Origin of the sequence: uncultured Anaerovibrio sp. (assembly GCA_902786545.1) — a bacterium.
In the GTDB taxonomy this organism is placed as follows: domain Bacteria; phylum Bacillota; class Negativicutes; order Selenomonadales; family Selenomonadaceae; genus Anaerovibrio.
In genome coordinates this window covers 1-25969 of sequence record CADACU010000021.1, presented here as the reverse complement: position 1 = coordinate 25969, position 25969 = coordinate 1, and the positions used below count along the sequence as shown (strand labels likewise).

The following is a 25969-nucleotide window of genomic DNA, read 5'->3' as shown; positions in this document are numbered from 1 at the left end:
ATCGGAAATAGCGGTATTACAATCCGGGCACCAGTTGGTAATACGGGTCCCCTGATAAATAAGGCCTTTTTCATACAGACTTACGAATACTTCACGAACAGCCTTGGAACAGCCTTCATCCATGGTAAACCGCTCCCGCTCCCAATCCAGGGAAGAACCCAAAGACCGCAGCTGACTCATAATCCGGCTGCCGAACTTTTCCTTCCACTGCCATACGCGCTCCAAAAACTTGTCCCGGCCCAGCTCGTAACGATTGGTGCCTTCCTCCCGGAGAGCCGCCTCTACCTTGGCCTGGGTGGCAATACCGGCATGGTCACAGCCTGGCATCCACAGGGTGTTGTAGCCCTGCATCCGCCGCCAGCGAATAAGAATATCCTGCAGGGTGTTGTCCAGAGCATGGCCCATATGGAGATGACCAGTAACATTTGGTGGTGGAATAACGATGCTGTACGGTTTCTTTTCTGCGTCTACCACTGCATGAAACAGCTTGTTTTCTTCCCAATAGCCATACCATTTTTTCTCAAAAGATTTCGGGTCATATACCTTAGGAATGTTGTTTTCTTCCATATTCATTACCTCCTGATTCATTACCTGATCCCAGTGCTGCGCACTCGCCGGCTAAACTGTGCTACTACCCCCTTGGGGGATTTCTCATAGATGAAAGCAAATAAATTAAACAAAAAAGCACCTTCATCCTGTAAAGGACGAAAGTGCTTGCTTTCGTGGTACCACCTAAATTCCCTAAAACAAATAAATGTTTTAGGCTCATTTACATAACGCTGTTTCTGCGTCCCAGCCTACTGTAAGTTCAGCCGGGCAACTCCAAAGCTACCTTCCCCGCTGCACACCCGAAAGGCTCACACCAAATCCTTCCTCGCTTGGGAGCTGCGTTGCCGGTACTCCTCTTTTTCATCGTCTTTTCTGACTTGTCCTTTCCGCCATTATCCTTGTCACTAATCATTCACTTCCCGCGGTGTGCCATTAGCGTACACCCTCGCTTATGAATTTCAGCCATCATCGACACCGGCGAAAAGCCATCGTCATATTTATTTGTAATTATGGTGCGGACGAGAGGAATCGAACCTCCACGCCTTGCGGCACTGGATCCTAAGTCCAGCGCGTCTGCCAGTTCCGCCACGCCCGCAAAAACTTTACTAAGTATATCAACGATTAGGGCCTATTGTCAAGTCTCTGGCCGTGGCACCATAGCACCCCAATCAAGCCATAGCACGAATTTTCACAAATTCCTCATGTTTACTTTGTTTTAAAGAACTCAGCTCATAATTTGTCTGCAAATTGGACCAAAACTCTGCCCCGGTTCCGAAAAAAATACCAAGCCTTATAGCGGTATCAGCAGTAATTCCCCGACGCTCATTCACTATTTCCCCTATACGGGTGACGGGGATATGCAACTCCTGTGCTAATTTATTTTGCGATATTTTCAGAGGTATCATGAATTCCTCACGGAGAATTTCCCCAGGGTGTATTAAATTTTCTGTACGCATAATATACCTCCTCAATGATAATCAACTATTTCAACATCAAAGGCATCCTGCCCGTCCCAAGTAAAGCAAATGAGCGTTAAACCGTCAATCATTTAATTAGCCTATCAACCTTTCAATGCGGCGATTACATTCTTGTACTCCTTGGTGAGGTAGTCAAGGATCGTATTCATCATAGCATTGACCTTGTCACCGTCCATCTGGCCATCGGCGTTCAGCAGGCAGCAGACCATTACCAGGTTGTTATGGCTGTCAACGATGAACTTAAACGGCTTCAGCCCGGCATTCCAAGTATTCATGGTTTCGAACATCTTGACCCGGTTGTCATCAGTCAGGGCGTTGGCAGCCAGATGCACCTGCACCATGCAAAAGGCACTGTCATCCACCACAATCACTGCCGGAACATTCTGTCCGTCCACCCCAAAGGCTGTGCGAAAAACCGCCGTATTCATTTCATCCTTCATATCCTGACGACTAAACATTTTCAATTCTTTCTCGTCCAGATATGCCTGGAACAACTCTGCTTTTGTACTCAATTTTATTCCTCCTTATACATTGCAATCAGCCTTTGCAATGTATCTTCATCAAGATCATTTTCAGAATATACCTGCACGCCGTTTTGCATTAACAGGGCAGCTGTAACGCCCTGTCCCTCAATCTTTTTCCCGCAAAAATGCCCGTCATAAATCATCTTATTGCCGCAGGACGGACTGTTGGCCTTCAAAATAGCCACCTGTATCCGGTGCTTCTGGACAAATTCCAGCACCTTTTCCGCTCCCCCGCGGAACTCCTCCGTCACAACTGCCCCCATGGCATTTTTTACTTCCGCCTTGCCAGCTAGCACATCATGGCCATCACCAGACTGTATTTCGGCCGCTGGCCGGGGAATAGGCAATCCCCCCAGCGTTTCCGGACAAATGGCCGTCATATAGCGGCCATATCGCTTCAGCAAAGGATTATCATTTGCTTCACCGTTATATTTTACCTTGTTGCCCAAAAGGCAGGATGAAACCAATATCATATCGCATATCGCCCTTACTGTTATTTTTTAGCCTTCAAATATTCGTCAATAGCTGCAGCTGCCTTCTTGCCCGCCCCCATAGCCAAAATAACTGTAGCCGCACCGGTTACAATATCACCGCCGGCAAACACGCCTTCCTTGGTGGTGGCCCCAGTTTCCTCATCGGCAACAATGTTGCCCCGCTTATTGGTGTCCATTCCCGGTGTAGTAGAAGCCACAATTGGATTCGGACCATTACCAATAGCCATAATAACTGTATCCACATCCAGCTCAAACTCCGAGCCTTCAATAGCCACCGGACGGCGACGACCGGAAGCATCCGGCTCACCCAGCTCCATACGGATGCACTTCAAGGCCTTTACCCAGCCATTCTCATCACCGAGGATTTCCACCGGATTGTTGAGCAGCTTGAAGTCAATGCCCTCTTCCTTGGCATGGTGCACTTCCTCAGCTCTGGCCGGCAGCTCCGCCTCACTGCGGCGATAAACGATATAAACCTTATCTGCTCCCAGACGCAACGAAGTACGGGCTGCATCCATAGCCACATTACCACCACCGACTACGGCTACCTTTTTGCCAATGCGGATTGGGGTAGCGTGGTTAGGGAAATCATACGCCTTCATCAGGTTGCAACGGGTCAAAAACTCATTGGAGGAATATACCCCGTTGAGGTTTTCGCCCGGAATATTCATAAAATGCGGCAAACCGGCGCCGGTTCCCACAAATACAGCATCAAAGCCCAACTCATCCATCAGCTCATCTACGGTATAAAGTCGGCCTACAATGCTGTCCACTTCAATGGTAACACCCATCTTCTGGAGGTTTTCCACCTCGCGCTTAACGATTTTGTCCTTTGGCAGACGGAATTCCGGAATGCCATAGGAAAGCACACCACCAGCCACATGCAGGGCTTCGAAAATGGTTACCTTGTATCCCTTACGGGCCAAATCACCGGCACAAGTCAGTCCAGCCGGACCAGCACCTACCACGGCCACCTTCTGGGCATCCGGTGCAAACTGGATTGGCTTGACTTCCTCATTCTTGTCCAGCTGATAATCAGCTACAAAACGCTCTAAACGGCCAATAGCCACGGACTCACCCTTATGAGACAATACACAGTGCTTCTCACACTGGTTCTCCTGTGGGCATACCCGACCACATACCGCCGGCAGGGAGCTGGACTCCTTGATAATGTCAATGGCACTGTCATAATCCCGTTCCTTGATTTTGCTGATAAAGGCCGGAATATTTATATCTACCGGACAGCCGGTCCGGCACTGCGGATTTTTACATGTCAGACAGCGATTCGCCTCAGCTACAGCGGTTTCCTCATCGTAGCCCAGAGCAACCTCCTGAAAATTACGGGCACGGACCTGAGGGTCCTGCTCTGGCATTTTATGTTTCTCCAAAATCAAAGCCATATTATTTACCTCCCAAGCCCGATATTGCATACATGATCCTTGGCCTTTGCCTCTTCCTCCCGGAACATCCGGCTACGGGACATCAAATTGGCAAAATCCACCAGATGGCCGTCAAATTCCGGACCATCCACGCAGGCAAACTTCATTTCGTCGCCTACCTGTACCCGGCAGCCACCGCACATACCGGTGCCATCCACCATTACCGGATTCAGGGAAACAATGGTCTTTATTCCCAACGGACGAGTGGCATCACACACGCTTTTCATCATAATACCAGGGCCAATGGCAGTTACCTGATCAATCTTCTCGCCCCGGTCCACCAGCTGCTGAAGGGCAGTGGTAACAAACCCTTTTACACCATAGGAACCGTCATCGGTAGCTACCAGAACCTCATCGGAAATAGCCCGCATTTTATCCTCAAAAATCAAAATATCCTTGGTCCGGGCCCCCATAATGGAAATAACCTTGTTGCCGGCTTCATGCATAGCCCGGGCAATAGGATAAACCGGTGCCACGCCGATACCGCCGCCGATGCAGACAATAGTACCCATATTCTCGCTGATTTCCGATGGCTGCCCCAATGGACCTACAAAATCCACAATGCTGTCGCCTTCATTCCGCTGACTAAGCAGCATAGTGGACGCACCTACCGCCTGGAAAATCAAGGTAATAGTTCCCTTTTCCCGGTCAAAATCCGCAATGGTAAGCGGAATGCGTTCTCCCTTCTCATCTACCCGGAGAACAATAAACTGACCGGCTTTGGCCTTCTTCGCTACCCGTGGTGCCTCAATATCCATATGGAATATCCCGGGAGATAGCTCCTTCTTATAAACAATCTTAAACATATCCTACTCTCCTTTTAAGATTTAACCTAATACACCCTTTAAATATGCTTCCAGGTTGCTCTTTATCGGCATAAGATAAAGATTTGCCCCCCGTTTTTTCACAAATTCCAGTGCCTTGCGGGAAAAATCAATGCTCCAGTTCAGAGTTGGTTCAAACCCCTTCGGAAACACCACATTGTTTTTCAGCTCCCAATAGCTTTGTGACCGCTCGGACATTACCGGGGAAACACCCCAGTACACATTCTGGCCTTCCAGCATATCAGCATACATTTCCATAAACCGCAAATCAAAGAACGGCTGGGTGAAAAAGCCCACCGCACCGGCCTGCAGCTTTCGCTGAATACGGTACATCTCCTGCCGCATACTGCCCCGATATTGGTCAATACCGGCATATACCTTTACCTCCGGCATTTCCTGGTGGAATTTCTGGATAACATCCGTGGTCACCGTGGGATAAAATTTATGACTCATATCCTGAGGCGGATCACCTTCAATAACCAGTACCTCAGTAATCCCGCTGCGACGCAGCTCCGGCCGCATGGCCAGAGGCTGGGTCAAGTCCACATCAATAGCCCGTATGTGGGGCATTACCGCCGGAAAATACTCCTGGGCAATGGCCGCTCCCTCCCAGCTTCTGATATCCAACCGAAGCAGGTCAGGAATATTTATCACATCAACGCCTTTAACGCTGTTTTGGGTTGTCTTCAGGTCCTCCCGCAAGCCTTCTTCACTGCGTGGTACCAGTTCAACCGAAATTCTCCCCAAATTCAATCACTTCTTTTCCTTATGTTTTAGAACAGGCCGGTAATTTTCCCGTTTACATCAATATCCATATTTTCCGCAGCCGGCTTCTTTGGCAAGCCAGGCATGGTGAGAATATCACCGGTCAACGCTACGATAAAGCCTGCTCCTGCTGAAATACGCAATTCCTTTACCGTTATTTTAAAGCCAGTTGGGCGTCCCAGCTTGGTCGGGTCATCCGACAGGGAATACTGGGTCTTGGCCATACATACCGGCATTTTATCCAGTCCCAGAGCCTCAATCTCCTCCAGCTGTTTCTGGGCTGGACCGGTGAATACCACGCCATCACCGCCATATACCCGTTTAACTACCGCTTCAATCTTTTCCGGAATGGACTGATTCACATCGTAGGCGAAATTAAAATGGTTCTCCTGCTCCATCGCAGACAACACCTTTTCCGCCAAGGCAATACCACCTTCGCCACCCTTGGCCCAAACCTGGGAGAGAGCCACCTCGGCTCCCAGCTCATTGCACTTCTTTTCCACAAAGTCAAGCTCTTCCTTGGTATCAGTTGGGAAAGCGTTAATAGCCACCACTGCCGGCAGGCCATACGCCTGTACAGTTTCAATATGCTTGGTGAGATTGGCCAGACCCTTTTCCAAAGCAGCCATATCCACCTTGTCCAGTTCGGCCTTTGGCAGACCGCCGTGCATCTTCAGAGCACGAACCGTGGCTACAATCACCACCGCCGACGGAGTCAGCCCGGCAAACCGGCATTTGATATCAAGGAACTTCTCGGCCCCCAAATCAGCACCGAAGCCAGCCTCGGTTACTACTATATCAGCAAATTTAAGAGCGAATTTTGTTGCCATAACTGAATTACAGCCATGGGCAATATTGGCAAACGGACCACCGTGAATCAACGCCGGGGTCCCTTCCAGGGTCTGCACCAGATTTGGCTTGATGGCATCCTTAAAGAGCAAAGTCAACGCTCCGGTGACATTCAGCTCATCAGCCACCACTGCCCGACCGCTGCGGGTATAGGCCACTACAATCCGGCCCAGCCGTTTTTTCATATCCTCCAAATCAGAAGCCAGACACAAAATAGCCATCATCTCAGAGGCCACGGTAATATCAAAACCGGTCTCCCGTGGTACACCATGGGCCTTGCCCCCCATACCTATAACGATATGGCGGAGAGCCCGGTCATTCAGGTCAACCACCCGCTTCCAAGCTACCCGGCGCACATCTATATCCAAAGCATTTCCTTGCTGGATATGATTGTCAATCACCGCAGCCAACAGATTGTGGGCCGTAGTAATAGCGTGGAAATCCCCGGTAAAATGCAGGTTGATATCCTCCATTGGCACCACCTGGGCATAACCTCCACCGGCGGCCCCACCCTTCAGGCCAAAGCACGGCCCCAAAGATGGCTCCCGAAGAGCTACGGCAATCTTTTTTCCCATTTTATGAAAGGCATCCGCCAAACCTACACTGGTGGTAGTTTTTCCTTCGCCAGCCGGCGTAGGGTTAATGGCCGTTACCAGTATCAGCTTACCGTCCTTGTTTCCCTTCACCTTGTTCCAGGCACCAAGGGAAATCTTGGCCTTGTATTTGCCATACAGCTCTAAGTCATCCTCCTCGATGGCAAGGGACTTGGCTACCTCATAAATCGGCAGCATCTTCGCTTCCTGGGCAATCTCCACATCAGTTTTCATTTAGCACAGCCTCCTAAAATCCAATCTAATCCTTCATCATCGCTCATTGAATTCATTTATATCATTCTTGTTGTAAAAATATACCTTTCAATTATACCGCAGTTATCAAAAATTTTCCATTATAAAGGCAAAATACTTCCCATACAAAAATCCAGCCTGTCAAGCAGACTGGATTTTATCAATGGCTTATTTATTCTTTATGTCCGTAATATCAGCAATATACACGAAATACACCAGCTCTTCCCCGTTGTACACCTTGTAGCCTATGTCGGCCAGATGGCGTATTTCCCCATCCTTGCGCACGATATCATAATCGACCAAATCAAGATTGGCAGTAGAGGAAGCCTGCTGTTGGTTGATGGCCTTCTGGACATGTTCAATATCGTCAGCATGCACCAAGGTCTTAAAGGTCCCTCCCACAAACTGCAGGAACTCCTCCTCATTGGCACAGCCAAAAATATTGGCAGTAGCCTGGTCAGCAAAGATGATTTTTTCATCCCAGTCCACCCGGTACACGAAGAATCCGCAAACGCACCCCATCTTGGTGTATTTTTTCTTGAAGGTATCCAAGGCATCACTATGGATATAATAATTCTTATGCTCCAGCACATTGTATATGGTAGCTTCCAGCTTGTCCATATCAAACGGCTTGGCTGCGTGGGCATTCATCCCCTGCAGCAGGGCCTCCCGCTTGTCGGCATCCGACGCATTGGCGGTCATGGCAATAATCGGAATATTGCTGTACCCGTGGTTTTTCATCCGACGGATTGCATGAGTGGCCTGATAGCCATCCATATTGGGCATATGAATATCCATCAGGATAATATCATAATACCCCGGCTTAGCGTCCTTCAGCATCTCCACACACTGAGCGCCATCCTCGGCCCGGTCAACGGCAAATCCCTTTTCCTCCAGCAGCGAAAGAGCGATATCCGCATTGAGCTCATTATCTTCAGCCAGCAAAATCCGCATAGCCGGAGCTTCCCCCTCCGGCCCGTGGGTATCACCGCCATCATTGCCATACGCCGCTATCCGGTGGGGAATTGTAACAATAAAATCCGTTCCCTTCCCCGGCACACTTTTTACATCGATGGTCCCTTCCAGCAGGGTAACCAATTCCTTGACAAGATGCATTCCCAGACCAGTTCCCAAAATGCCATCATGGTAGGAGACTGTATTTCGGGAAAAAGCATCATACAAATGTGGGATAGATTCCTGGGCTATACCAATGCCTGTATCCGAAACCGTGGTCTGATATAAGGCAAAGCCCGGCTTATCATGGGGCAGCTCCTTTACCGTTACCTCCACCCGTCCGCCACTTGGTGTGTATTTATGGGCATTGCTGATTAAATTTAACAGGATCTCCTTTACCTTGGTAAAATCCACCATTACATGCGGGTGCTTCACCTTTACGCTGGTGGTGAATTTTATCTTCTTTTCCTTCATTGCCCCCTTGAATTCCGTTGCAATGGATTTCATCAGTTTATGAATGTCGTGATAGGACTCCTCCACTACTGCCCCGCCACTTTCAATACGGGCTGTGCCCAGAACATTGTTTATCAGTGACATCATAAATTCATGGGATTCCCTGATTTTCTTGATATAATCCCGGGCCAACTTCTCCTGTGCCAGATTGTTTTCCAATATATTGGTATATTCCATAATGGAATTCATCTGGGCCAGCATCTTGTGGGATATATTAAAAAGAAACGCCGTAGCTGCCGCATTTTCGTCATTATCATTTCGTCCGTTCCCAACCCGTTCCGAAATATCCACAATCATTCCGTGAAGCATAAAAGGAGTGCCATCCGGAAACCGGATGAGCTTTACCGTAGTACTGGCTGTAATATAGCTACCATCACTGGTCTTTATTCTCAGCACCAAGTCAAAGGAAGTACCACCGTTTACACCAGCCGCAATGGTCATTTCCAGTATTTTATCCCGATCATCCGGATGGATGTGCTCTAAAAGATTTTTTAGGGTATTAGGAAAATCATCCTGACTGGAATATCCCAGCATTTCACGCAATTCCTGGGAAAAGCTTATGTCTTTTATCCGTCCATTGTCAAAAAGCTCCGCAAACCATGTACCGGAACGCAACTGTGAACCATTATTTTTTGCATTATTTCCCTTCATCGTCATGCCTCCCATACTGTAAAAGCTATGGCTCATCAATATTATATTGATATTATATATGAGGAAAAGTACAAAAGTAAAACAGATTTATGACATAAAAAAGGATGCTCCCTAAGGAAGCATCCCTTTTTGATTACAGCATATAATACTTAGCCGATAATGGACATTGCCTCACCGGCAGCTACAGTAGAACCCTCAGATACATTGACAGCCTTTACAGTACCATCACATGGAGCAGGGATTTCGTTCTGCATCTTCATAGCCTCGAGGATGATTACAGTGTCGCCAGCCTTAACAGCAGTGCCAACACCGGCAACAACCTTCAGTACCTTACCAGGCATTGGAGCTGCAACGGCGGTCTCGCCAGCGCCTGCGGCAACGGCAGCTGCCTTTGGTGCTGCAGGAGCAGGAGCTGCTGCTGGAGCTGGGGCAGGAGCTGCTGGAGCCTTTGGAGCAGGAGCTGCCTTAGGAGCTGCTGCTCCGGCTGCCTTTACTTCCTCTACTTCTACTTCGTATGCAGTACCATTAACCTTTATATTAAACTTTTTCATTTACTAATACCTCCAAAATTAAAGTGGAATGTTGCCATGCTTCTTGGCTGGCATTGCTTCACGCTTGCTTTCAAATGCATTCAATGCAGTGATGATACGAGGACGGGTTTCGCTTGGCTCAATAACCATATCAGCGTAACCACGCTCAGCTGCCTTGTAAGGGGTAGCAAACTCATCTACATAATCCTGGGTGTGCTGTGCCTTTACATCCGGCTCATCACGCTTGAAGATAATGTTCGCTGCACCGGCAGGACCCATAACGGCAATCTCAGAGGAAGGCCAAGCCATAACCTGATCAGCACCCAACTCACGGCAGCACATAGCAATGTAGGAACCGCCATAAGCCTTACGGGTAATAACAGTAACCTTTGGCACAGTAGCCTCACTGTATGCGTAAAGCATCTTAGCACCATGACGGATGATACCGCCATGCTCCTGACCAACGCCTGGCAGGAAGCCTGGTACATCAACCAGGTTAACCAATGGAATATTGAAAGCATCACATACACGAATGAACCGGGCAGCCTTATCAGAAGCATCAATATCAAGGCAGCCGCCCATAACCTTAGGCTGATTTGCAATGATACCTACGCTGCGGCCATCAAACCGGGCAAAGCAGGTAATGATGTTGGTAGCGAAGTGCTGATGTACTTCATAGAACTCGCCGTTATCAACTAATGAGGTAATGACATCCTTCATGTCATATGGCTGATTAGGGTCATCTGGAATAACGGTGTTCAAGGAGTCGTCCATACGATTTGCATCGTCGGTGCTTTCAACCAATGGAGTAGTCTCCATATTGTTGCTTGGCAGGAAGCTCAAGAGATAGCGAATCTGCTCAATGCAGTCCTTTTCGTCAGCAGCAGCAAAATGAGCCACACCAGACTTGGAGTTGTGGGTCATAGCACCACCAAGGGCCTCAGCAGTAACTTCCTCGAAAGTTACGGACTTAATAACGGCCGGACCGGTAATAAACATCTGGGAGGTCTTGTCAACCATGTAGATGAAGTCAGTGATAGCTGGAGAATAAACAGCACCACCGGCACAAGGTCCCATGATAACGGAAATCTGTGGAACAACACCAGAAGCTGCGGTATTACGGTAGAAGATACCAGCATAACCGGACAGAGCATCTACTGCCTCCTGAATACGGGCACCACCGGAATCATTGATACCGATAATAGGTGCACCCATCTTCATGGCCAAATCCTGCACCTTCCAAATCTTCTTGGCGTGCATCTCACCCAGGGAACCACCCTCTACGGTGAAATCCTGTGCGAAAGCGTATACCAGACGGCCATCCACAGTACCATAACCAGTTACAACACCCTCAGCCGGCAAATCCTTCTTTTCCTGACCGAAGTTGGTGCAACGATGCTTTACAAATGCATCAAGCTCCACAAAGGAACCTTCATCAAAGAGAAGCTCAAGACGCTCGCGGGCAGTCATCTTACCCTTTTCGTGCTGCTTGGCAATACGGGCTTCACCGCCACCAAGCTCTATATGAGCCTTCTTTTTCTTCATAAGTTCAATTTTTTCCTGAACTGTAGCCATTTTTTACCTCCTAATACAGCCTCTTTGAAGCTGAATTTTCTGTTTCTGCAAAACGCAGATTAGCGATCCTCGTGCTGGCAGAACTCTAACAATACGCCGCCAGTAGATTTAGGATGAGCAAAAGCGATATCAGCACCGCCAGCACCCTTACGAGGTGCCTTGTCAATCATAACGATACCCTTTTCCTGCAAATCAGCGATTGCTGCAGGAAGATTATCTACCCGGAGAGCAATGTGCTGGATACCGCCACGGCCGCCGTTCTTTTCGATGAACTTGGCGATAGGGCTGTCATCAGCAGTACCAACCAACAGCTCAATCTCAGAGCCGTTTGGAGTTGGATGGAAGGTAGTAGTAACCTTCTGCTCTGCAACAGTCTCTTCACCAGTGCAAGCCAAACCAATAGTAGTCCAGAGGTCTTTGCCTTCCTGTAAATCCTTGCAAGCAATACCGATATGATCAACACCTAAAATTTTGAATGCCATTTTCTTTTTCCCCCAAATCTTTTAAATACACTTACTTGAGCATATCCTTCATTATGTTGCCTACCACAGTGTATGGGTCAGTTTCCCGGGCCTTTATCTGCTCCACATATTTATCCAGCTCACCGGTTTCCACCAGCTTCTTGGTAATATATGACCCGATATTGTTATGAAGAACATCCATCATTTCATTTTTGGAACGCTCAGTGCGCCGCTTGGTCAATATACCGTTTTCACTGATATATTTGAAATGCTTTGCTATATTCTCGATGGTTTCGGTGATACCCTCACCCTGACTGGCAATAACCTTCTGAATAGGTGGCCGCCAATCCGTCATCATCCCATCAAGGTCCAGCATCATATTCATTTCACGGACCAGCTTGTCCGCCCCATCGTGGTCGGCCTTGTTGATGGTAAATACATCACCAATTTCCAATATACCGGCCTTTATGGCCTGAATATCGTCACCCATACCCGGAATCAATACAACCATGGTTGTATCTGCCGCTTTGACAATATCTACCTCGGACTGTCCCACACCTACAGTCTCGACGAAGATAATATCCTTGCCGAAGGCATCCATGGCTTTAACTGCATCGGCTGTCTTATGAGATAATCCACCCAGACTGCCTCGGGTGCCCATACTGCGAATGAAAACACCCTCGTCCATGGTCAGACTATTCATCCTGATGCGGTCGCCAAGAATTGCGCCCCCGGTAAACGGGCTGGTAGGGTCAATTGCGATGATACCAACTGTTTTCCCTTGGGCACGATAGGCCTTGGCCAGCTTGTCTGTCAGGGTACTTTTACCAGCGCCCGGAGGCCCGGTAATACCCAAAACAAAGGCGTGGCCTGTATGAGGATAAAGCTTTTTCATAATATCCAAAGCTTCATCATACTCATTTTCAATAGCCGTAATCGCCCGGGACAATGCCAGGCGGTTGCCCTTTAAAAGTTCTTCTGCTATATCCATCACTGCACCACCATTACCAGCAATGGGATGACAGCCACCTACGCAGCTGTCACCCCCGGCTGCAAAAAACTAATTCTTATACATTAGCCTTAATGAACTCAACAATATCACTGGTTGGAGTACCTGGTGTAAATACCTCGGCAATGCCGGCTTCCTTCAGAGCTGGGATATCAGTCTCAGGAATAACGCCACCACCGATAATCAGTACATCCTTCATACCCTTCTCACGAACCAGGTTTACAACCTTTGGGAAGAGGTGTGGATGTGCACCGGAAAGGATGGACATAGCCACAACATTAACATCCTCCTGCAAAGCAGCTTCTGCAATCTGCTCCGGAGTCTGACGAAGACCGGTATAAATAACCTCAAAACCTGCATCGCGAAGTGCTCTTGCTACAACCTTTGCACCACGGTCATGACCATCCAGACCTGGTTTTGCAACTAATACTCTTATGCGCTTTTCCATTTCAAATTACCTCCAAAAAATTACAGGTTCACATGAGCCTCATATTCACCAAATACTTCACGCATTACACCGCAAATCTCACCGAGAGTTGCATAAGTACGAACTGCGTTCAGAATATGTGGCATGAGGTTCTCATTCTCATCCTGACAAGCCTTCTTCAGATCAGCCAGTGCAGACTTAACAGCCTCATTATCACGCTTTGCCTTCATATCAGCCAAACGCTTGCACTGTGCCACACCTACGGAAGCATCAACCTTCAGCAGGCCCTTTGGTGGCTCTTCTTCAATCTGGAACTTGTTAACGCCAACGATGGTCTTTGCACCAGACTCAACATCCATCTGCCACTTGTAAGCAGAATCCTGAATTTCCTTCTGGATATATCCCTTTTCAATAGCAGCTACAGCACCGCCGATTTCATCAATCTTATTGATGTATTCCCAAGCTTCCTTCTCAATCTTATTGGTGAGGGCCTCTACATAGTAGGAACCGGCCAATGGATCGATTACATCAGCCAAACCGGACTCGTAAGCCACAATCTGCTGAGTACGAAGAGCGATCATTACGGACTCCTCAGTAGGAAGAGCCAATGCCTCATCACGGGAGTTGGTATGCAGAGACTGGGTACCACCCATAACAGCTGCAGCAGTCTGGAGAGCAACACGGATAATGTTGTTGTTAGGCTGCTGGGCAGTCAGCATGGAACCAGCGGTCTGGGTATGAACGCGGAGCATCATGGATTTTGGCTTTTCAGCATGGAAACGCTCCTTCATAACCTTGGCCCATACACGACGGGAAGCACGGAACTTCGCTACCTCTTCCAGAACATTGTTGTGAGCATTCCAGAAGAAGGAAAGACGACCGGCAAAATCATCGATATGCAGACCAGCCTTGATAGCTGCCTCGCAGTATGCAATACCATCAGCAATGGTAAAAGCGATTTCCTGGGAAGCAGTGGAACCAGCCTCACGAATGTGATAACCGGAAATGGAAATGGTATTCCATTTTGGAACATTCTTGGAGCAATACTCGAAGATATTGGTAATCAGACGCATGGAAGGCCGTGGAGGGAAAATATAAGTACCACGGGCAGCATACTCCTTCAAAATATCGTTCTGAATAGTACCCTTCAGCTGGTCAGCCGGTACACCCTGCTTCTCTGCTACGGCAATGTACATAGCCAGCAGTACGGAAGCTGGTGCATTGATGGTCATGGAAGTGGAAACCTTGCCCAGGTCAATCTGGTCAAAGAGAACTTCCATATCTGCCAGAGAGTCGATGGCAACACCTACTTTACCAACCTCGCCCTCGGAAATAGGGTCATCGGAGTCATAACCGATCTGGGTAGGAAGGTCAAACGCGCAGGAAAGACCAGTAGCACCAGACTCAATCAGATAACGATAACGCTTGTTGGACTCAGCTGCAGTGGAGAAGCCGGCGTACATACGCATGGTCCAGAAACGGCCACGATACATAGTAGGCTGTACACCACGGGTAAATGGATACATACCAGGGAAGCTGATTTCATCAGTATAGTCAGTATCCTCAATATCCAATGGAGTATATAAACGCTGCTCCGGCAAATTAGCCCGCTCTGGGAACCTAGCTATAGCTTTTTCTACGCTGGCATTGTATTTTTCCAAGCCAGCCTGTATCTTTTCATTGCTCATATTTGGAATATCCTCCCTATTATTTCTTCATTGTGCCTGTTTTCATAAATCTTTCATGCCAGGAAAGTGCCTCATGTAAAATGTGTGGAGTATGGGCACTCTTGGTCTCTGCCAATGCTCTCTCATAGTAATCCATCAGCATAGGCTTGAAGTCCGGATGTGCGCAGTTTTCAATGATAACCTTGGCACGCTGGCGTGGAGACAGACCACGGAGATCAGCCAGACCCTGCTCAGTAACGATAATATCTACATCATGCTCGGTATGGTCTACATGAGACACCATAGGAACGATGGAAGAAATAGTACCGTTCTTGGCTGTGGATACGGTGAAGAATACAGTCAGATAAGCGTTACGGGCGAAATCACCGGAACCACCGATACCATTCATCATCTTGGTACCCATGATATGTGTGGAGTTAACATTACCATAGATATCAACCTCGATGGCGGTGTTCATGGCGATTACACCAATACGGCGAGCTACCTCAGGGCTATTGGCTATCTCCTGTGGACGAAGCACAATATGCTTTCTGTATTCCTTGATATTAGCATAGAACCGCTTCAGACCCTCCGGGGATGGAGAAAGAGATGTACCGGATGCAAAATTCAACTTTCCTGCATCAATCAGGTCAAACATACCATCCTGGATAACCTCAGTGTATACGGAGAGGTCCTTCAGGTCAGAATTAACGAATCCGCTAATAACTGCATTGGCTACAGCACCAACGCCGGACTGCAATGGCAGCAGATTCTTTGGCATACGCCCAGCCTTGACCTCGGCATGAAGCAGGTCGATAAAGTGCTGGGACATCTTCCGGGAGTTCTCGTCGATTTCACCAAGTGGACGAACCTTGTCAGTGATGTCGCAAGGTACAATGTACTTGATCTTATCTGGAGAACATGGAATGTACGGTGTACCAATTCGGTCATTAGGCTTAACAACCGGGATTGGCAAACGATTAGGTGGATCCAGCGGAACATAGACATCGTGCATGCCTTCCAGCTCCAATGGCTGGCTGGTGTTCACCTCAACGATAACCACATCAGCAGTCTGTACATAGGATGCGGTGTTACCAAGTGAAGTAGTAGGAATGATATTGCCTTCCTCAGTGATGGCACAAGCCTCCACGATAGCAACATCAATCTTGCCACCAAGATAGCCATAACGGGCCAGCTGAGCCGACTCAGAGAGATGCAGGTCTGCATACTCAATCTTGCCGCTGTTAATGGCATTGCGCATGTCCTTGTTGGTCTGATAAGGCATACGGAATGCGATGCCATCAGCCCGTGCAAGACAACCATCTTCCTCATCGCCAGTAGAAGCGCCGGTCCAGAGGTTAATCTTGAAATGCTCCTTCTCCATACGAGCTGCCAAAGCCATTGGTACAGCCTTCGGATAACCGGATGGAGTGAAGCCGGAGGTACCAACATTCATACCAGGCTTGATAAATGCAGCTGCTTCTTCAGCAGTGACAATCTTAGCCTGCAGTTCTTTGTTGCGTACCCGATCGATAATGTCAATCATCGAAAATCCTCCCCTGCGGTCATAATATGACCAGATTCTTATGTGTGAAATGTTTAGTGGTTCCATAGGCTATCCCACTTCACACAATTATATTATACATCATTAAAAGTCTACCACTACAGCTATTTACAGTCAAGGAAAGGTGTAAAAATTGTCATACAATTTTCCCCACGCTAACGGGTGCTAAATCACCCTCCTTTTAAATTGGTGATAAACACCCATAAGCTCTGTAATAATTCGACTAAATTCAGTGGGGATATAAATCTCCCGCTGAGTAAATCCCATTTAAAATAGGCAGTTGTATTAAACAACTGCCTATCAAAAAATCCATTTTATGCTCTGTCCATCTTGAAATTAGCCACAGCCCGCTGCATATCCTGAGCCATCTCGGACAGCACGCCACTGGCGCTTTCAATCTCACTCATAGTAGCTGTCAGCTCCTCAGTAGCTGCAGAAACACTCTCGGCCTCGGCGGAAACTGACGAACTCTTGCCGGATATGGACTGAATGGCTTCGCCAATGGTCTTGGTGTTTTCGTTGAGGGAGTTGACGATATTGTTCATCTTCTCCGACTCTTCAGCCACCTTGCGGACCATCTCCGCGATTTCATTAAAGCTGGCCCCGGAGGATTGTACCACCTTGGTCCCGGCCTCTACCCGGCTAACGCCTTCCTGCATTACGGAAACCGCCTTCTGGCTCTTATCCTGAATAGAGGTTATCAATCCGGCAATTTCTCCGGCAGATTCACTGGACTGCTCTGCCAGCTTTCTAACCTCGTCAGCAACTACTGCAAACCCACGGCCGTGTTCGCCAGCCCGGGCTGCCTCAATGGCCGCGTTGAGCGCCAACAAATTGGTCTGACCTGCTATGGAGGAAATAGTATCAACAATCTTGCCGATACGATCCGACTCATCCCCCAGCTCCGTAATTACACTGGCAGACTGCAGTACCGAATCATGAATGAGCTTCATCTGTTCCACAGCGCCATCAATAGTCTTGGCTTCAGAAACCGCCTTATCCTGAGTCTCCTTAACCACCTGGCTGGAATGCTGAATGGTGTTAACAAAATCCATCATATGCTGACTAAGATTTTCCACCTTGCCACTGGCCGTCTCTATCTCAGTGAACTGCTCAGAGCAGTTTCCGGCCACATTTACCATGGAATTGGCTACGGAGTTGGAAACCTCAGTGGACTGGCTGGCACTGGTATTCAGCTGTCCGGCGGAATCAGTAACCTGCTGGGCAGTGGACGCTACTTTTCTCATCATGTTGCTGATATTGGACTGCAGAGTCCGTACCGCGCGACTCATTTCCCCAATTTCATCATTGGTATCAACCATACCACCAGCGCTCCTGTCTACACGGAAATCGCCGGTAGCCAGCACCTTCAGCCGTTCCGTTACTCTGATAATTGGTTGGATAATCCGGTTGGCAAACATATAACCAATAGCGATGAAAACAATTTGCAGAATCACCACAAACACCAGCATCTTACTCAGTCCGGCTACCAATGCCTCGTTAGCTGACAACTCCTGCTCAGCCACCATAGTATCGATATAATCAATCCAGACACCAGTACCCAGCACCCACTGATATGGCGCAAAGGATACGGTATAATTCCGCTTCGGCAATGGAGTAGTTTCACCTGGCTTGGCAAACATCAAATCGGTAAAGCCGCCGCCTTCCTGCCGGCCGTTTTTAATCATTTCCTGAATAAAGTAGGTTCCGTTAGGATCTACCGAATTCATCCGGTTTTTCCCTTCAGCCGGGCGTCCCAGCAACACCACATTGGTCCCGTCATAGGTATCAATCCAAAAATACCCGGCCCCGTTATCATATCGCATAGCCCTTACTCGGTCAGCCGCTTCCTTTTTGGCCTGTTCTTCCGTCAACTGGCCTTTCTGCTGCAGGCTATACACATAGTTGATAACCGATACAGCACTCTCAGTCTGATCCTTCAGCTGTTTCTCAACGTCCTTGGTCAAGGTCTCACGATAATTCTCCACCTGCCGTTTGGACTCATCCACCATGCTGTATACCATCATGGCGCCAATACAAATTGTCGTCAAAAGAGAAATAGCCACCACGATGAAAATAACCTTATTTTTCAGTGAAAGCTTCATACATTTACCCCCCATCAAAATACGAAAAAAACACTTCGCCGCTCATTCGTTTAGACGAACATCATAAAGCATTCACACAAATATCCATATACCTTATTTTTTCGCTAAAAAAAAATTTATTTCCTTCTTTAGCTTTTTTTTATTATGGACATCATAGCTTTAAAGAATAAATATACTATTTCAGATCTGAAATATATTTCTATGAAAAATTAGGAATTTATCCCCATCAGGAATTTGTAATTGGACATGAAAAGAGCGATTGCCTAAGCAATCGCTCTTTCCCTATCTGATATATTCCCTAAATTTTCCTATGTCTATATGAGTAGCTACATCAGGATGTTTTACCAGATAGTTCTGGTGCTCCTCACCTGCTGCCACAAACTTCTTCAGCACCTCCGCCTTCACAAAGAGCTGCCGCCGCTGTTTCTGGTCACTGACCGGATCATTTACTGTCAGCCCGCAGCCATCCACTGCCGGCGGAGTCCCCCGATTAGCCATAAAATTCAAATGAAGTTGAATCTGCGGCAAATCCTCGACGGTATCATAATACACTCCACAACCATACATAGGTCCTTCCAACGGGCCCTGTCGGTCCGGACTGTAAGGGTCCGCCACGGAAAACAAAATATCCAGCAAAGAGGATACATCTATTTTCTTGGGATTGTACTCCACACAAATCCCCATTACCGCCGCCAGCTTGCCATCAGCCACCTGATCATAGCTGACCGGTTGACTGGCCGGGTTGATGTAGCCGGTGGTAACCGCCACGATTCCCCTCAAGCCATCATAAACAGCCTGCAACTCGTGAAAATTTCCTCCGGACAAATACAGCTTTTTTGTGTACATGGCTACTCCTTTCCTTCGGCTTCCGGGTGAAATATATCCACCTGACGCCGGGCGGCCTTGTCCACATCAAACATATTAACCAGTTCCTTCACGGCCTGAGTCGGGGATATCGTGCCATTCAGCACGGCCTCCTTTACCTCCGGCATCCGGCCGGTTATAACCGGGTCATCAAAAAACAGACTGTGAAGATGCTCATCTATCATACTGTGCATCCAGTTCAGCAGCTGACCACGACGTCGCTTTTGGAACACGCCGCTCTCATTGGTCATCTCCTTAAACGCCTGAATAACCTTCCACAGCTCCGGCAGACCAAACTTGGTATAAGCGGAACAGAGATAGGCATGGGTCGGCCAGCCTTCGGTAGCCGGACGGATGTATTCTATCATCCGTTCATATTCGGCCCGGGCCACCTTGGCCTTCAGGAGATTGTCTCCATCCGCCTTGTTGATAACAATGGCATCTGCCAACTCCATAATACCTTTTTTAATACCCTGCAGATCATCTCCGGCACCAGTGAGCACCACCAGCATAAAGAAGTCCACCATGGAGCGTACCGTAGTTTCTGACTGACCTACGCCCACGGTTTCAATCAGGATGATATCATACCCGGCTGCTTCACACATCAGCATGGTTTCCCGGCTCTTGCGGGCAACACCACCCAAGGTCCCCCCCGCCGGGGAAGGCCTGATAAAGGCCTCCAGCCGGCGGGACAGGGTACCCATTCTTGTTTTATCGCCCAAAATAGAGCCCTTGGTCACAGAGCTGGTAGGGTCGATGGACAAAACGGCTACCTTGTGGCCCTCATCACAGAGCATATTGCCCAGGGCTTCTATAATCGTGCTCTTGCCGGCACCAGGCACACCAGTAATGCCTATGCGGAGTGCCTTTCCAGTATGTGGTAAAAGCCTCTGCAATACCCGTTGTGCCTTGGCAAAATGCTTGGAACTGTTACTTTCTATGAGGGTTATAGCCCGGGACAAGGTCATACGGTCGCCCTTCAGAACGCCATTGACATAATCATCCTCACTTAAGACCAGCCGCCGCTTGGGTTTTATCTTACCATTTAACAGGTTTGGATTGATATTTCCCACGGTGGTGTCCTTAATCCCCTCTATGCCGCCCATAACACTGCAGGCGAACTTTTCATTGGGCTCATCAGGAACCCAGCTTGGTTTTGAAGTGGAATACTTTGCCATAACCCTTCACCATCACTCCTCTGCCAGTTCTTCCTTGGCACGGTCAATCAGGAGGGTCAGCAGCTTGATACCTGCCTCCGGGATATTGGTACCCGGTGCAAATATAGCCACGGCCCCACTCTCATACAGGAAATCATAATCCTGTACCGGAATAACGCCACCGATACAAACCATGATATCATCACGGCCCAATTTGGCCAGTTCCTGTACCAGCTGTGGCAAGAGAGTATTGTGCCCGGCAGCCAGTGAACTGAACCCTACCATATGAACATCGTTATCGACTGCATCCTGGGCTGTTTCTTCCGGTGTCTGGAACAAAGGACCAACATCCACATCCCAGCCCATATCAGCAAAGGAGGAAGCAATAACCTTCTGGCCACGGTCATGACCATCCTGCCCCATCTTGGCCACGAAAATTCTTGGCCGACGACCGGTGAGGTTCTCAAATTCATCCGCCATATCCCGGGCCTTCTCCAAAGCACTCTTATCAGTAAACTCAGAGGAGTATACACCGGAAATGGTATGGATTACCGCCTGGAACCGGCCGGAAACCTTCTCTACTGCGTCAGAAATTTCCCCCAGTGAAGCGTGCGCCCGGGCCGCATCAACAGCTGCTTCCAGCAGATTGCCGTTATCACGGGACTCAGCTGCCTTGGTAATACCTTCCAGACAACGGCGCACATCATCATCGTTCCGCTCAGCCCGGAGCTTTTCCAGACGCTCAATCTGAGCCTGCCGAACGGCGGTGTTATCAATGGCCAAAATTTCCAGTGGGTCTTCCTTCTCCAACCGGAACTTGTTCAACCCTACAATGGACTCGTTGCCGGAGTCAATCTGGGCCTGACGGCGGGCTGCGGCTTCCTCGATACGCATCTTCGGCAAACCGCTGTTAATAGCCTTGGCCATACCGCCCAAAGCCTCAACCTCCTGGATATGTGCCCAAGCCCGACGGATAATCTCGTTGGTAAGGGCTTCCACATAATAGGAGCCGCCCCACGGGTCAATAATCTTGCAAACGCTGGTTTCATCCTGAATATAAAGCTGGGTGTTACGGGCAATGCGAGCCGAGAAGTCCGTCGGCAAAGCAATGGCCTCATCCAGCGCATTGGTATGGAGGGACTGGGTATGGCCCAAAGCAGCCCCCATAGCCTCCATCAGCGTACGGGATACATTGTTGAACGGATCCTGAGCGGTCAGGGACCAACCCGAAGTCTGGCTATGGGTCCGCAAGGCCATGGACTTGTCATTGGTGGCACCGAATGACTTAACAATCTTGGCCCACAGCACACGGGCTGCCCGCATCTTGGCAACCTCCATAAAGTAATTCTTGCCGATAGCCCAGAAGAAGGACAGACGCTTGGCGAAGGCATCTACCGGCAGGCCGGCGGCCACACCGGTCCGGATGTATTCCAGACCATCCGCCAGCGTATACCCCAGCTCAATATCAGCCGTAGCCCCGGCTTCCTGCATATGATAGCCGGAAATGGAAATACTGTTGAACTTCGGCATGTATTTGGTGGTATATTCGAAAATATCACCGATAATCCGCATGGACATTTCTGGCGGGTATATATAGGTGTTACGCACCATAAATTCCTTGAGAATATCATTCTGGATGGTACCGGCCATAACACTCTTGTCTACCCCCTGCTCCTCACCGGAGAGAATGTAGAAGGCCAGAATTGGCAGTACAGCACCGTTCATGGTCATGGATACCGACATTTGGTCAAGAGGTATCCCACTAAAGAGAATACGCATATCCAAAATGGAATCAATGGCAACGCCGGCTTTACCTACATCACCCAATACCCGTGGGTTATCAGAGTCGTAGCCACGGTGGGTTGGCAGGTCGAAGGCTATGGACAAACCCTTTTGTCCGGCAGCCAGATTTCGTCTGTAGAAAGCGTTGGATTCCTCGGCGGTGGAGAAACCGGCGTACTGACGCACGGTCCAAGGCCGGAATACATACATAGTGGAATATGGGCCACGGAGACATGGTGGAATGCCGGAGGCAAAATCCAGATGATTCATGTGGTCATATTCATCGTGGTTGTAAAGCGGTTTTATTGGAATATGCTCCATGGTCTTGCCAGTCAAAGCATCAAAGTTGGCACCGGCAGAGTCCTCAAACAGCTTGTGCCATTCTTCAGGGCTTCTCTCAGGAGCTTCTTTAAGGTTCATACTGGTAAAATCAGGGTTGTTAAAAGAAGCCATCACTCAATCATCCCTTTCTTCTTCTGCAGTGCCTGCAGGATTTCATAGCAGTTTGCCCGGACAGAGATATATTTATCAATGCCGGCGTTATTGTAGGTTTCCTTCAAATCAGCCGGTGCTTCACCAGCCAGGAATACGGTGGCATTTGGCAATACTTCATGCAGCATTGGAGCCAGCTTCGGCACAATGTCCGGATAAGTAGCATCGGTGGAACAAATAACCACAGCATCAGCCCCGGACTCCTTGGCGGCAGCTGCTGCCTCCTCTTCCGTCTTGAAGCCGTTGTTGCCCAACACCTCAAAGGCACCTACCTGAAGGAAGCCGGTGGTAAAGTCAGCTCTGGCCTTGTGCTGTGGGATAGGTCCCATATTAGCCAGGAATATTCTCACATTATCGTTATGCTTTTCCTTATATTCCTCAGTAACCATTCGCATGGCTTCATACCGCTCACTCCAACGATGGATGGCAATACTGGTAATTTCTTCAGCTGCCTCGGCACACTTTGGACAAGTGAGGGCACCCCGAAGCTGGGCAATGGTAGCACCAGCCTGGGCGGCTTCAATCACCCTCTCCATGCTTCCTTTGCTGTCCTTTATCTTGGCCAGGGCTTCATCCCGGAACTTACTGTCCACATCATCAATGTAGGCGGTGATCTCACTGCTGCGCAGCTTCTTGTTTTCGGCAAAATCCTCCGGACGAGGGTCCAGTCGAACCTCTGTCATATTTGGATACATATTGGACCCAACAATACGGTCCCGACGCAGCTCCAGCTTCTTGAACCGGTCAGCCAGAATAGCCCCGATCTGCTCCTGTGGATAGCCCTCCTTCAAGGCTGCCACAATGCCGCCTTTGCCTTCCACCGCCTGGAACTCTGCCCAAATCTTTTCCTTCACCTGCTTGGTCAAGGTCTCTACAGCCCAGGAACCACCTGCTGGATCGATTGGCTGCAGCAAACCAAACTCCTCCTGGAGCATTATCTGAACATTTCGGGCAATACGGCGGGAGAATTCGTCACCCTTGCGGATAACTTCATCAAATGGCGGATTTTCAAAAGAATCCAGGCCACCAACCACGCCGGAAAAGATTTCCGAAGTGTTTCTAAGCATATTTACATATGGATCATATACGGTCTTAAAGAACCGAGCCGGCCGGGCATGAATATACATTTTCCGTGATTCACTGTTGCCGCCAAAGGCCTCCACTATCTGGGCCCAAATCGGGCGAACCGCCCGCAGCTTGGCAATCTGCATAAAGAAATTGGCTCCCATGGAGAACTCAAAGGCCACCTGACCAGCAGCTTCATCAATGGTCATTCCCCGCTCCAGCATAGCCCGGAGATAGTCAGTGGCCACTGCCAGACTGTAGGCTACCTCCTGAACATCGTTGGCCCCACCGTTGCTGAACACATCACTCTTAACGAACATGGTTTTCAGCTCCGGAGCATTCTTTATGGCCCACTTGGCGGCCTCATAGGCCTCATCATACAATTTATCAAGAGACTGGCTGTTTTTGCCATTGGCCACCAGCTCCCCTATCGGGTTGGCGGCAATAATTCCCTTTAAATCCTTGGTATCCTTGCCACTGGATTTCAGGGCCGCCACTACCATGGCCAGTACCGGCACAGCTGATGCTCCGGCATAGATATACAATGGATATTTGTCCAGCTTCAATCCATCCAGCAAGTCATGGACATCCTGCAGAGTGGTAATACTGCACCCATCATCACCAGGCTTATCAGCGTCGCCAGCATCAACGCAGGATAAGGTTGCCCGGTCCAAACGGACATTGTAGATTGTTGAACCCCGATCAATCTCATGCTTTAAGAGCTCGTTGTTCTCCTTTGGCATGGTTTCATCACAGGATTGAGCGATACCCCATGGAGACTCTATGTAGCCGTTTGGCTTTGCACCCCTCATAAAATCATCCAGACCTGGGAAGGACTTCTTTGGCAGAATCGGCTCCGTATCTGCCCGGAAGTACATTGGTGAAAAGGTAATACCTTCATAAGTCTTGGTATACATTTTCTTTTCGAATGGTGCACCCTTTAGCAGGGCAATACACGCTTCCTTCCACTCGTCATAAGTAGGCGGTTCAAATTCATCCAAAGGCACATCAGGAAATGTAGTCTGCTGCTCAGCCTTTTTCAAAATGGCCTGAAGATCCAGCTCTTCAGTGGCCTGACCGCTTTTCTCCTCACTCATAGAATTTACCTCCTTCATTTATAATTGCTGGAACGGACCAATTCCACGCTCCTTCCCAGCATAAGTTGCACTGAACCAAAGCACCGGTCCGGCACCTGTTCATTTAGTGCAACTAAAAAAGTCCATCTGCCTAGAGTGTGCAGACGGACCTGATGGAAGAATATCTGTCTGATAAATAAAAAAACCGACTAAAACAGCCGGAGATTGTTACCAGATAAATGAATACGCCAGATACTTCACCCATCCCAGTTCCATCCCCTACCCATCGCTCGCAGGTATAAGCATCTCATATTCAAAGGACTGCTGGTAGCCCTTTTCGTTTGCTAACGGTGATGATAAAACAGGCAGTTCTCCTGGCTCGGCGTCATCGCTTGGCGCGCCTTCCCAGGCTGAATTCTCCTCAGCCCAGTGACATAATTGCGCCGCACTCTTCCTTACAGTGGCGGGACCGCTCCGGCTTGTACCGGATTCTCTATTAAGTCTGATAAACAGACACCTGTCCGTACTCTATTCTATTTAGTATTATTCTAAATCGTTGTAATCTGATTGTCAATGCACAAAAGGCATATTGGTCTAACAATTATTCTAATAGTATATAGCTATAAATTTTTATTCCACATGCACAGCTCATTCCCTCACAAATGGGTAAAAAAAAAGCGATTGCCGAAGCAACCGCCAGGTTTGGACTTAAATATACTTACGCAGTCTGCCGCAGGTCCTTATCAACGGCAATAACGCTGAGATAATAATCTGTGAGATGGTATTCCCGGTGCTGCCCCTGATTGGCAAT

21 protein-coding genes, 1 tRNA gene, 1 riboswitch and 1 other annotated feature are annotated in these 25969 nt (G+C 48.7%); all 22 genes read right to left on the bottom strand.

All coding sequences use genetic code 11. From position 1 onward, the window contains the following. The coding region (locus QZV24_RS05745; RefSeq protein ID WP_294521373.1) for a class I tRNA ligase family protein at positions 1–567 on the bottom strand (567 nt) is incomplete at its 3' end. Between the two features lie 130 nt (positions 568–697). Next, positions 698–922, bottom strand: a binding site (T-box leader). Positions 923–1059: 137 nt separating this feature from the next. After that, positions 1060–1144 (bottom strand) — tRNA-Leu (locus tag QZV24_RS05740). A 73-nt stretch (positions 1145–1217) separates the two neighbouring features. After that, on the bottom strand, positions 1218–1505 hold the full coding sequence (locus tag QZV24_RS05735; RefSeq protein ID WP_290656631.1) for a HigA family addiction module antitoxin: 288 nt from the start codon (positions 1503–1505) through the stop codon (positions 1218–1220). A gap of 104 nt (positions 1506–1609) precedes the next feature. Beyond that, complete coding sequence (locus tag QZV24_RS05730) at positions 1610–2038, bottom strand: hypothetical protein (protein WP_294521370.1); 429 nt, start codon at positions 2036–2038, stop codon at positions 1610–1612. A gap of 2 nt (positions 2039–2040) precedes the next feature. Then, entirely contained in the window at positions 2041–2523 is a 483-nt protein-coding gene (locus QZV24_RS05725; protein ID WP_294521367.1) for a DUF523 domain-containing protein, read from the bottom strand. Positions 2524–2543: 20 nt separating this feature from the next. Then, positions 2544–3944, bottom strand: coding sequence for an NADPH-dependent glutamate synthase (gltA, locus tag QZV24_RS05720; protein ID WP_290656636.1), 1401 nt, complete (start codon positions 3942–3944; stop codon positions 2544–2546). 5 nt (positions 3945–3949) lie between these two features. Continuing rightward, positions 3950–4789, bottom strand: a complete 840-nt coding sequence (locus QZV24_RS05715) for a sulfide/dihydroorotate dehydrogenase-like FAD/NAD-binding protein (protein WP_294521364.1) — start codon at positions 4787–4789, stop codon at positions 3950–3952. 21 nt (positions 4790–4810) lie between these two features. Beyond that, complete coding sequence (locus QZV24_RS05710; RefSeq protein ID WP_294521361.1) at positions 4811–5554, bottom strand: methylenetetrahydrofolate reductase; 744 nt, start codon at positions 5552–5554, stop codon at positions 4811–4813. Between the two features lie 26 nt (positions 5555–5580). Beyond that, positions 5581–7248 (bottom strand): formate--tetrahydrofolate ligase, encoded by a 1668-nt coding sequence (locus tag QZV24_RS05705; protein ID WP_294521358.1) that lies wholly within the window; start codon positions 7246–7248, stop codon positions 5581–5583. A gap of 186 nt (positions 7249–7434) precedes the next feature. Next, complete coding sequence (locus tag QZV24_RS05700; protein ID WP_294521355.1) at positions 7435–9384, bottom strand: response regulator; 1950 nt, start codon at positions 9382–9384, stop codon at positions 7435–7437. Positions 9385–9533: 149 nt separating this feature from the next. Next, the gene (locus QZV24_RS05695; protein ID WP_294521352.1) at positions 9534–9935 is read right to left on the bottom strand and encodes a biotin/lipoyl-containing protein; all 402 of its coding nucleotides are present in this window, start codon (positions 9933–9935) and stop codon (positions 9534–9536) included. Positions 9936–9953: 18 nt separating this feature from the next. Then, on the bottom strand, positions 9954–11489 hold the full coding sequence (locus tag QZV24_RS05690) for an acyl-CoA carboxylase subunit beta (protein ID WP_294521349.1): 1536 nt from the start codon (positions 11487–11489) through the stop codon (positions 9954–9956). 59 nt (positions 11490–11548) lie between these two features. Then, positions 11549–11971, bottom strand: a complete 423-nt coding sequence (gene mce, locus QZV24_RS05685; protein ID WP_290656643.1) for a methylmalonyl-CoA epimerase — start codon at positions 11969–11971, stop codon at positions 11549–11551. Between the two features lie 31 nt (positions 11972–12002). Beyond that, positions 12003–12941 (bottom strand): methylmalonyl Co-A mutase-associated GTPase MeaB, encoded by a 939-nt coding sequence (gene meaB, locus QZV24_RS05680; RefSeq protein ID WP_294521347.1) that lies wholly within the window; start codon positions 12939–12941, stop codon positions 12003–12005. 76 nt (positions 12942–13017) lie between these two features. Further along, positions 13018–13407, bottom strand: coding sequence for a cobalamin B12-binding domain-containing protein (locus tag QZV24_RS05675; protein WP_294521344.1), 390 nt, complete (start codon positions 13405–13407; stop codon positions 13018–13020). Between the two features lie 20 nt (positions 13408–13427). Further along, positions 13428–15074 (bottom strand): methylmalonyl-CoA mutase, encoded by a 1647-nt coding sequence (locus QZV24_RS05670; RefSeq protein WP_290656647.1) that lies wholly within the window; start codon positions 15072–15074, stop codon positions 13428–13430. 19 nt (positions 15075–15093) lie between these two features. Beyond that, positions 15094–16599: an acetyl-CoA hydrolase/transferase family protein gene (locus tag QZV24_RS05665; protein ID WP_290656648.1), complete on the bottom strand. Its 1506-nt coding sequence runs from the start codon at positions 16597–16599 to the stop codon at positions 15094–15096. Between the two features lie 332 nt (positions 16600–16931). Then, positions 16932–18722: a methyl-accepting chemotaxis protein gene (locus tag QZV24_RS05660; RefSeq protein WP_294521339.1), complete on the bottom strand. Its 1791-nt coding sequence runs from the start codon at positions 18720–18722 to the stop codon at positions 16932–16934. Positions 18723–19004: 282 nt separating this feature from the next. Further along, positions 19005–19568 (bottom strand): peptide-methionine (S)-S-oxide reductase, encoded by a 564-nt coding sequence (locus QZV24_RS05655; protein WP_294521335.1) that lies wholly within the window; start codon positions 19566–19568, stop codon positions 19005–19007. 2 nt (positions 19569–19570) lie between these two features. Then, positions 19571–20764, bottom strand: a complete 1194-nt coding sequence (gene meaB, locus QZV24_RS05650; RefSeq protein ID WP_294521330.1) for a methylmalonyl Co-A mutase-associated GTPase MeaB — start codon at positions 20762–20764, stop codon at positions 19571–19573. A gap of 12 nt (positions 20765–20776) precedes the next feature. Continuing rightward, a complete protein-coding gene (gene scpA / locus QZV24_RS05645; RefSeq protein ID WP_294521327.1) occupies positions 20777–22978 on the bottom strand; it encodes a methylmalonyl-CoA mutase in 2202 nt (733 codons plus the stop codon). Further along, entirely contained in the window at positions 22978–25179 is a 2202-nt protein-coding gene (locus tag QZV24_RS05640; RefSeq protein ID WP_294521322.1) for a methylmalonyl-CoA mutase family protein, read from the bottom strand. Before QZV24_RS05640 ends, scpA begins: the two co-directional genes overlap by 1 nt. 325 nt (positions 25180–25504) lie before the next feature. Beyond that, positions 25505–25694: riboswitch (cobalamin riboswitch) on the bottom strand. Positions 25695–25969: the final 275 nt, after the last annotated feature.

Excerpts from the sequence above, each read along its gene's own strand:
- QZV24_RS05695 (WP_294521352.1), bottom strand. The coding sequence starts at position 9,935 with ATGAAAAAGTTTAATATAAAGGTTAATGGTACTGCATACGAAGTAGAA.
- scpA (WP_294521327.1), bottom strand. The coding sequence starts at position 22,978 with ATGGCTTCTTTTAACAACCCTGATTTTACCAGTATGAACCTTAAAGAA.
- QZV24_RS05700 (WP_294521355.1), bottom strand. The coding sequence starts at position 9,384 with ATGAAGGGAAATAATGCAAAAAATAATGGTTCACAGTTGCGTTCCGGT.
- QZV24_RS05665 (WP_290656648.1), bottom strand. The coding sequence starts at position 16,599 with ATGATTGACATTATCGATCGGGTACGCAACAAAGAACTGCAGGCTAAG.
- QZV24_RS05690 (WP_294521349.1), bottom strand. The coding sequence starts at position 11,489 with ATGGCTACAGTTCAGGAAAAAATTGAACTTATGAAGAAAAAGAAGGCT.
- QZV24_RS05655 (WP_294521335.1), bottom strand. The coding sequence starts at position 19,568 with ATGTACACAAAAAAGCTGTATTTGTCCGGAGGAAATTTTCACGAGTTG.
- QZV24_RS05640 (WP_294521322.1), bottom strand. The coding sequence starts at position 25,179 with ATGAGTGAGGAGAAAAGCGGTCAGGCCACTGAAGAGCTGGATCTTCAG.
- gltA (WP_290656636.1), bottom strand. The coding sequence starts at position 3,944 with ATGGCTTTGATTTTGGAGAAACATAAAATGCCAGAGCAGGACCCTCAG.
- mce (WP_290656643.1), bottom strand. The coding sequence starts at position 11,971 with ATGGCATTCAAAATTTTAGGTGTTGATCATATCGGTATTGCTTGCAAG.
- QZV24_RS05715 (WP_294521364.1), bottom strand. The coding sequence starts at position 4,789 with ATGTTTAAGATTGTTTATAAGAAGGAGCTATCTCCCGGGATATTCCAT.
- QZV24_RS05675 (WP_294521344.1), bottom strand. The coding sequence starts at position 13,407 with ATGGAAAAGCGCATAAGAGTATTAGTTGCAAAACCAGGTCTGGATGGT.
- QZV24_RS05735 (WP_290656631.1), bottom strand. The coding sequence starts at position 1,505 with ATGCGTACAGAAAATTTAATACACCCTGGGGAAATTCTCCGTGAGGAA.
- QZV24_RS05705 (WP_294521358.1), bottom strand. The coding sequence starts at position 7,248 with ATGAAAACTGATGTGGAGATTGCCCAGGAAGCGAAGATGCTGCCGATT.
- QZV24_RS05660 (WP_294521339.1), bottom strand. The coding sequence starts at position 18,722 with ATGAAGCTTTCACTGAAAAATAAGGTTATTTTCATCGTGGTGGCTATT.
- meaB (WP_294521347.1), bottom strand. The coding sequence starts at position 12,941 with ATGGATATAGCAGAAGAACTTTTAAAGGGCAACCGCCTGGCATTGTCC.
- QZV24_RS05670 (WP_290656647.1), bottom strand. The coding sequence starts at position 15,074 with ATGAGCAATGAAAAGATACAGGCTGGCTTGGAAAAATACAATGCCAGC.
- meaB (WP_294521330.1), bottom strand. The coding sequence starts at position 20,764 with ATGGCAAAGTATTCCACTTCAAAACCAAGCTGGGTTCCTGATGAGCCC.
- QZV24_RS05725 (WP_294521367.1), bottom strand. The coding sequence starts at position 2,523 with ATGATATTGGTTTCATCCTGCCTTTTGGGCAACAAGGTAAAATATAAC.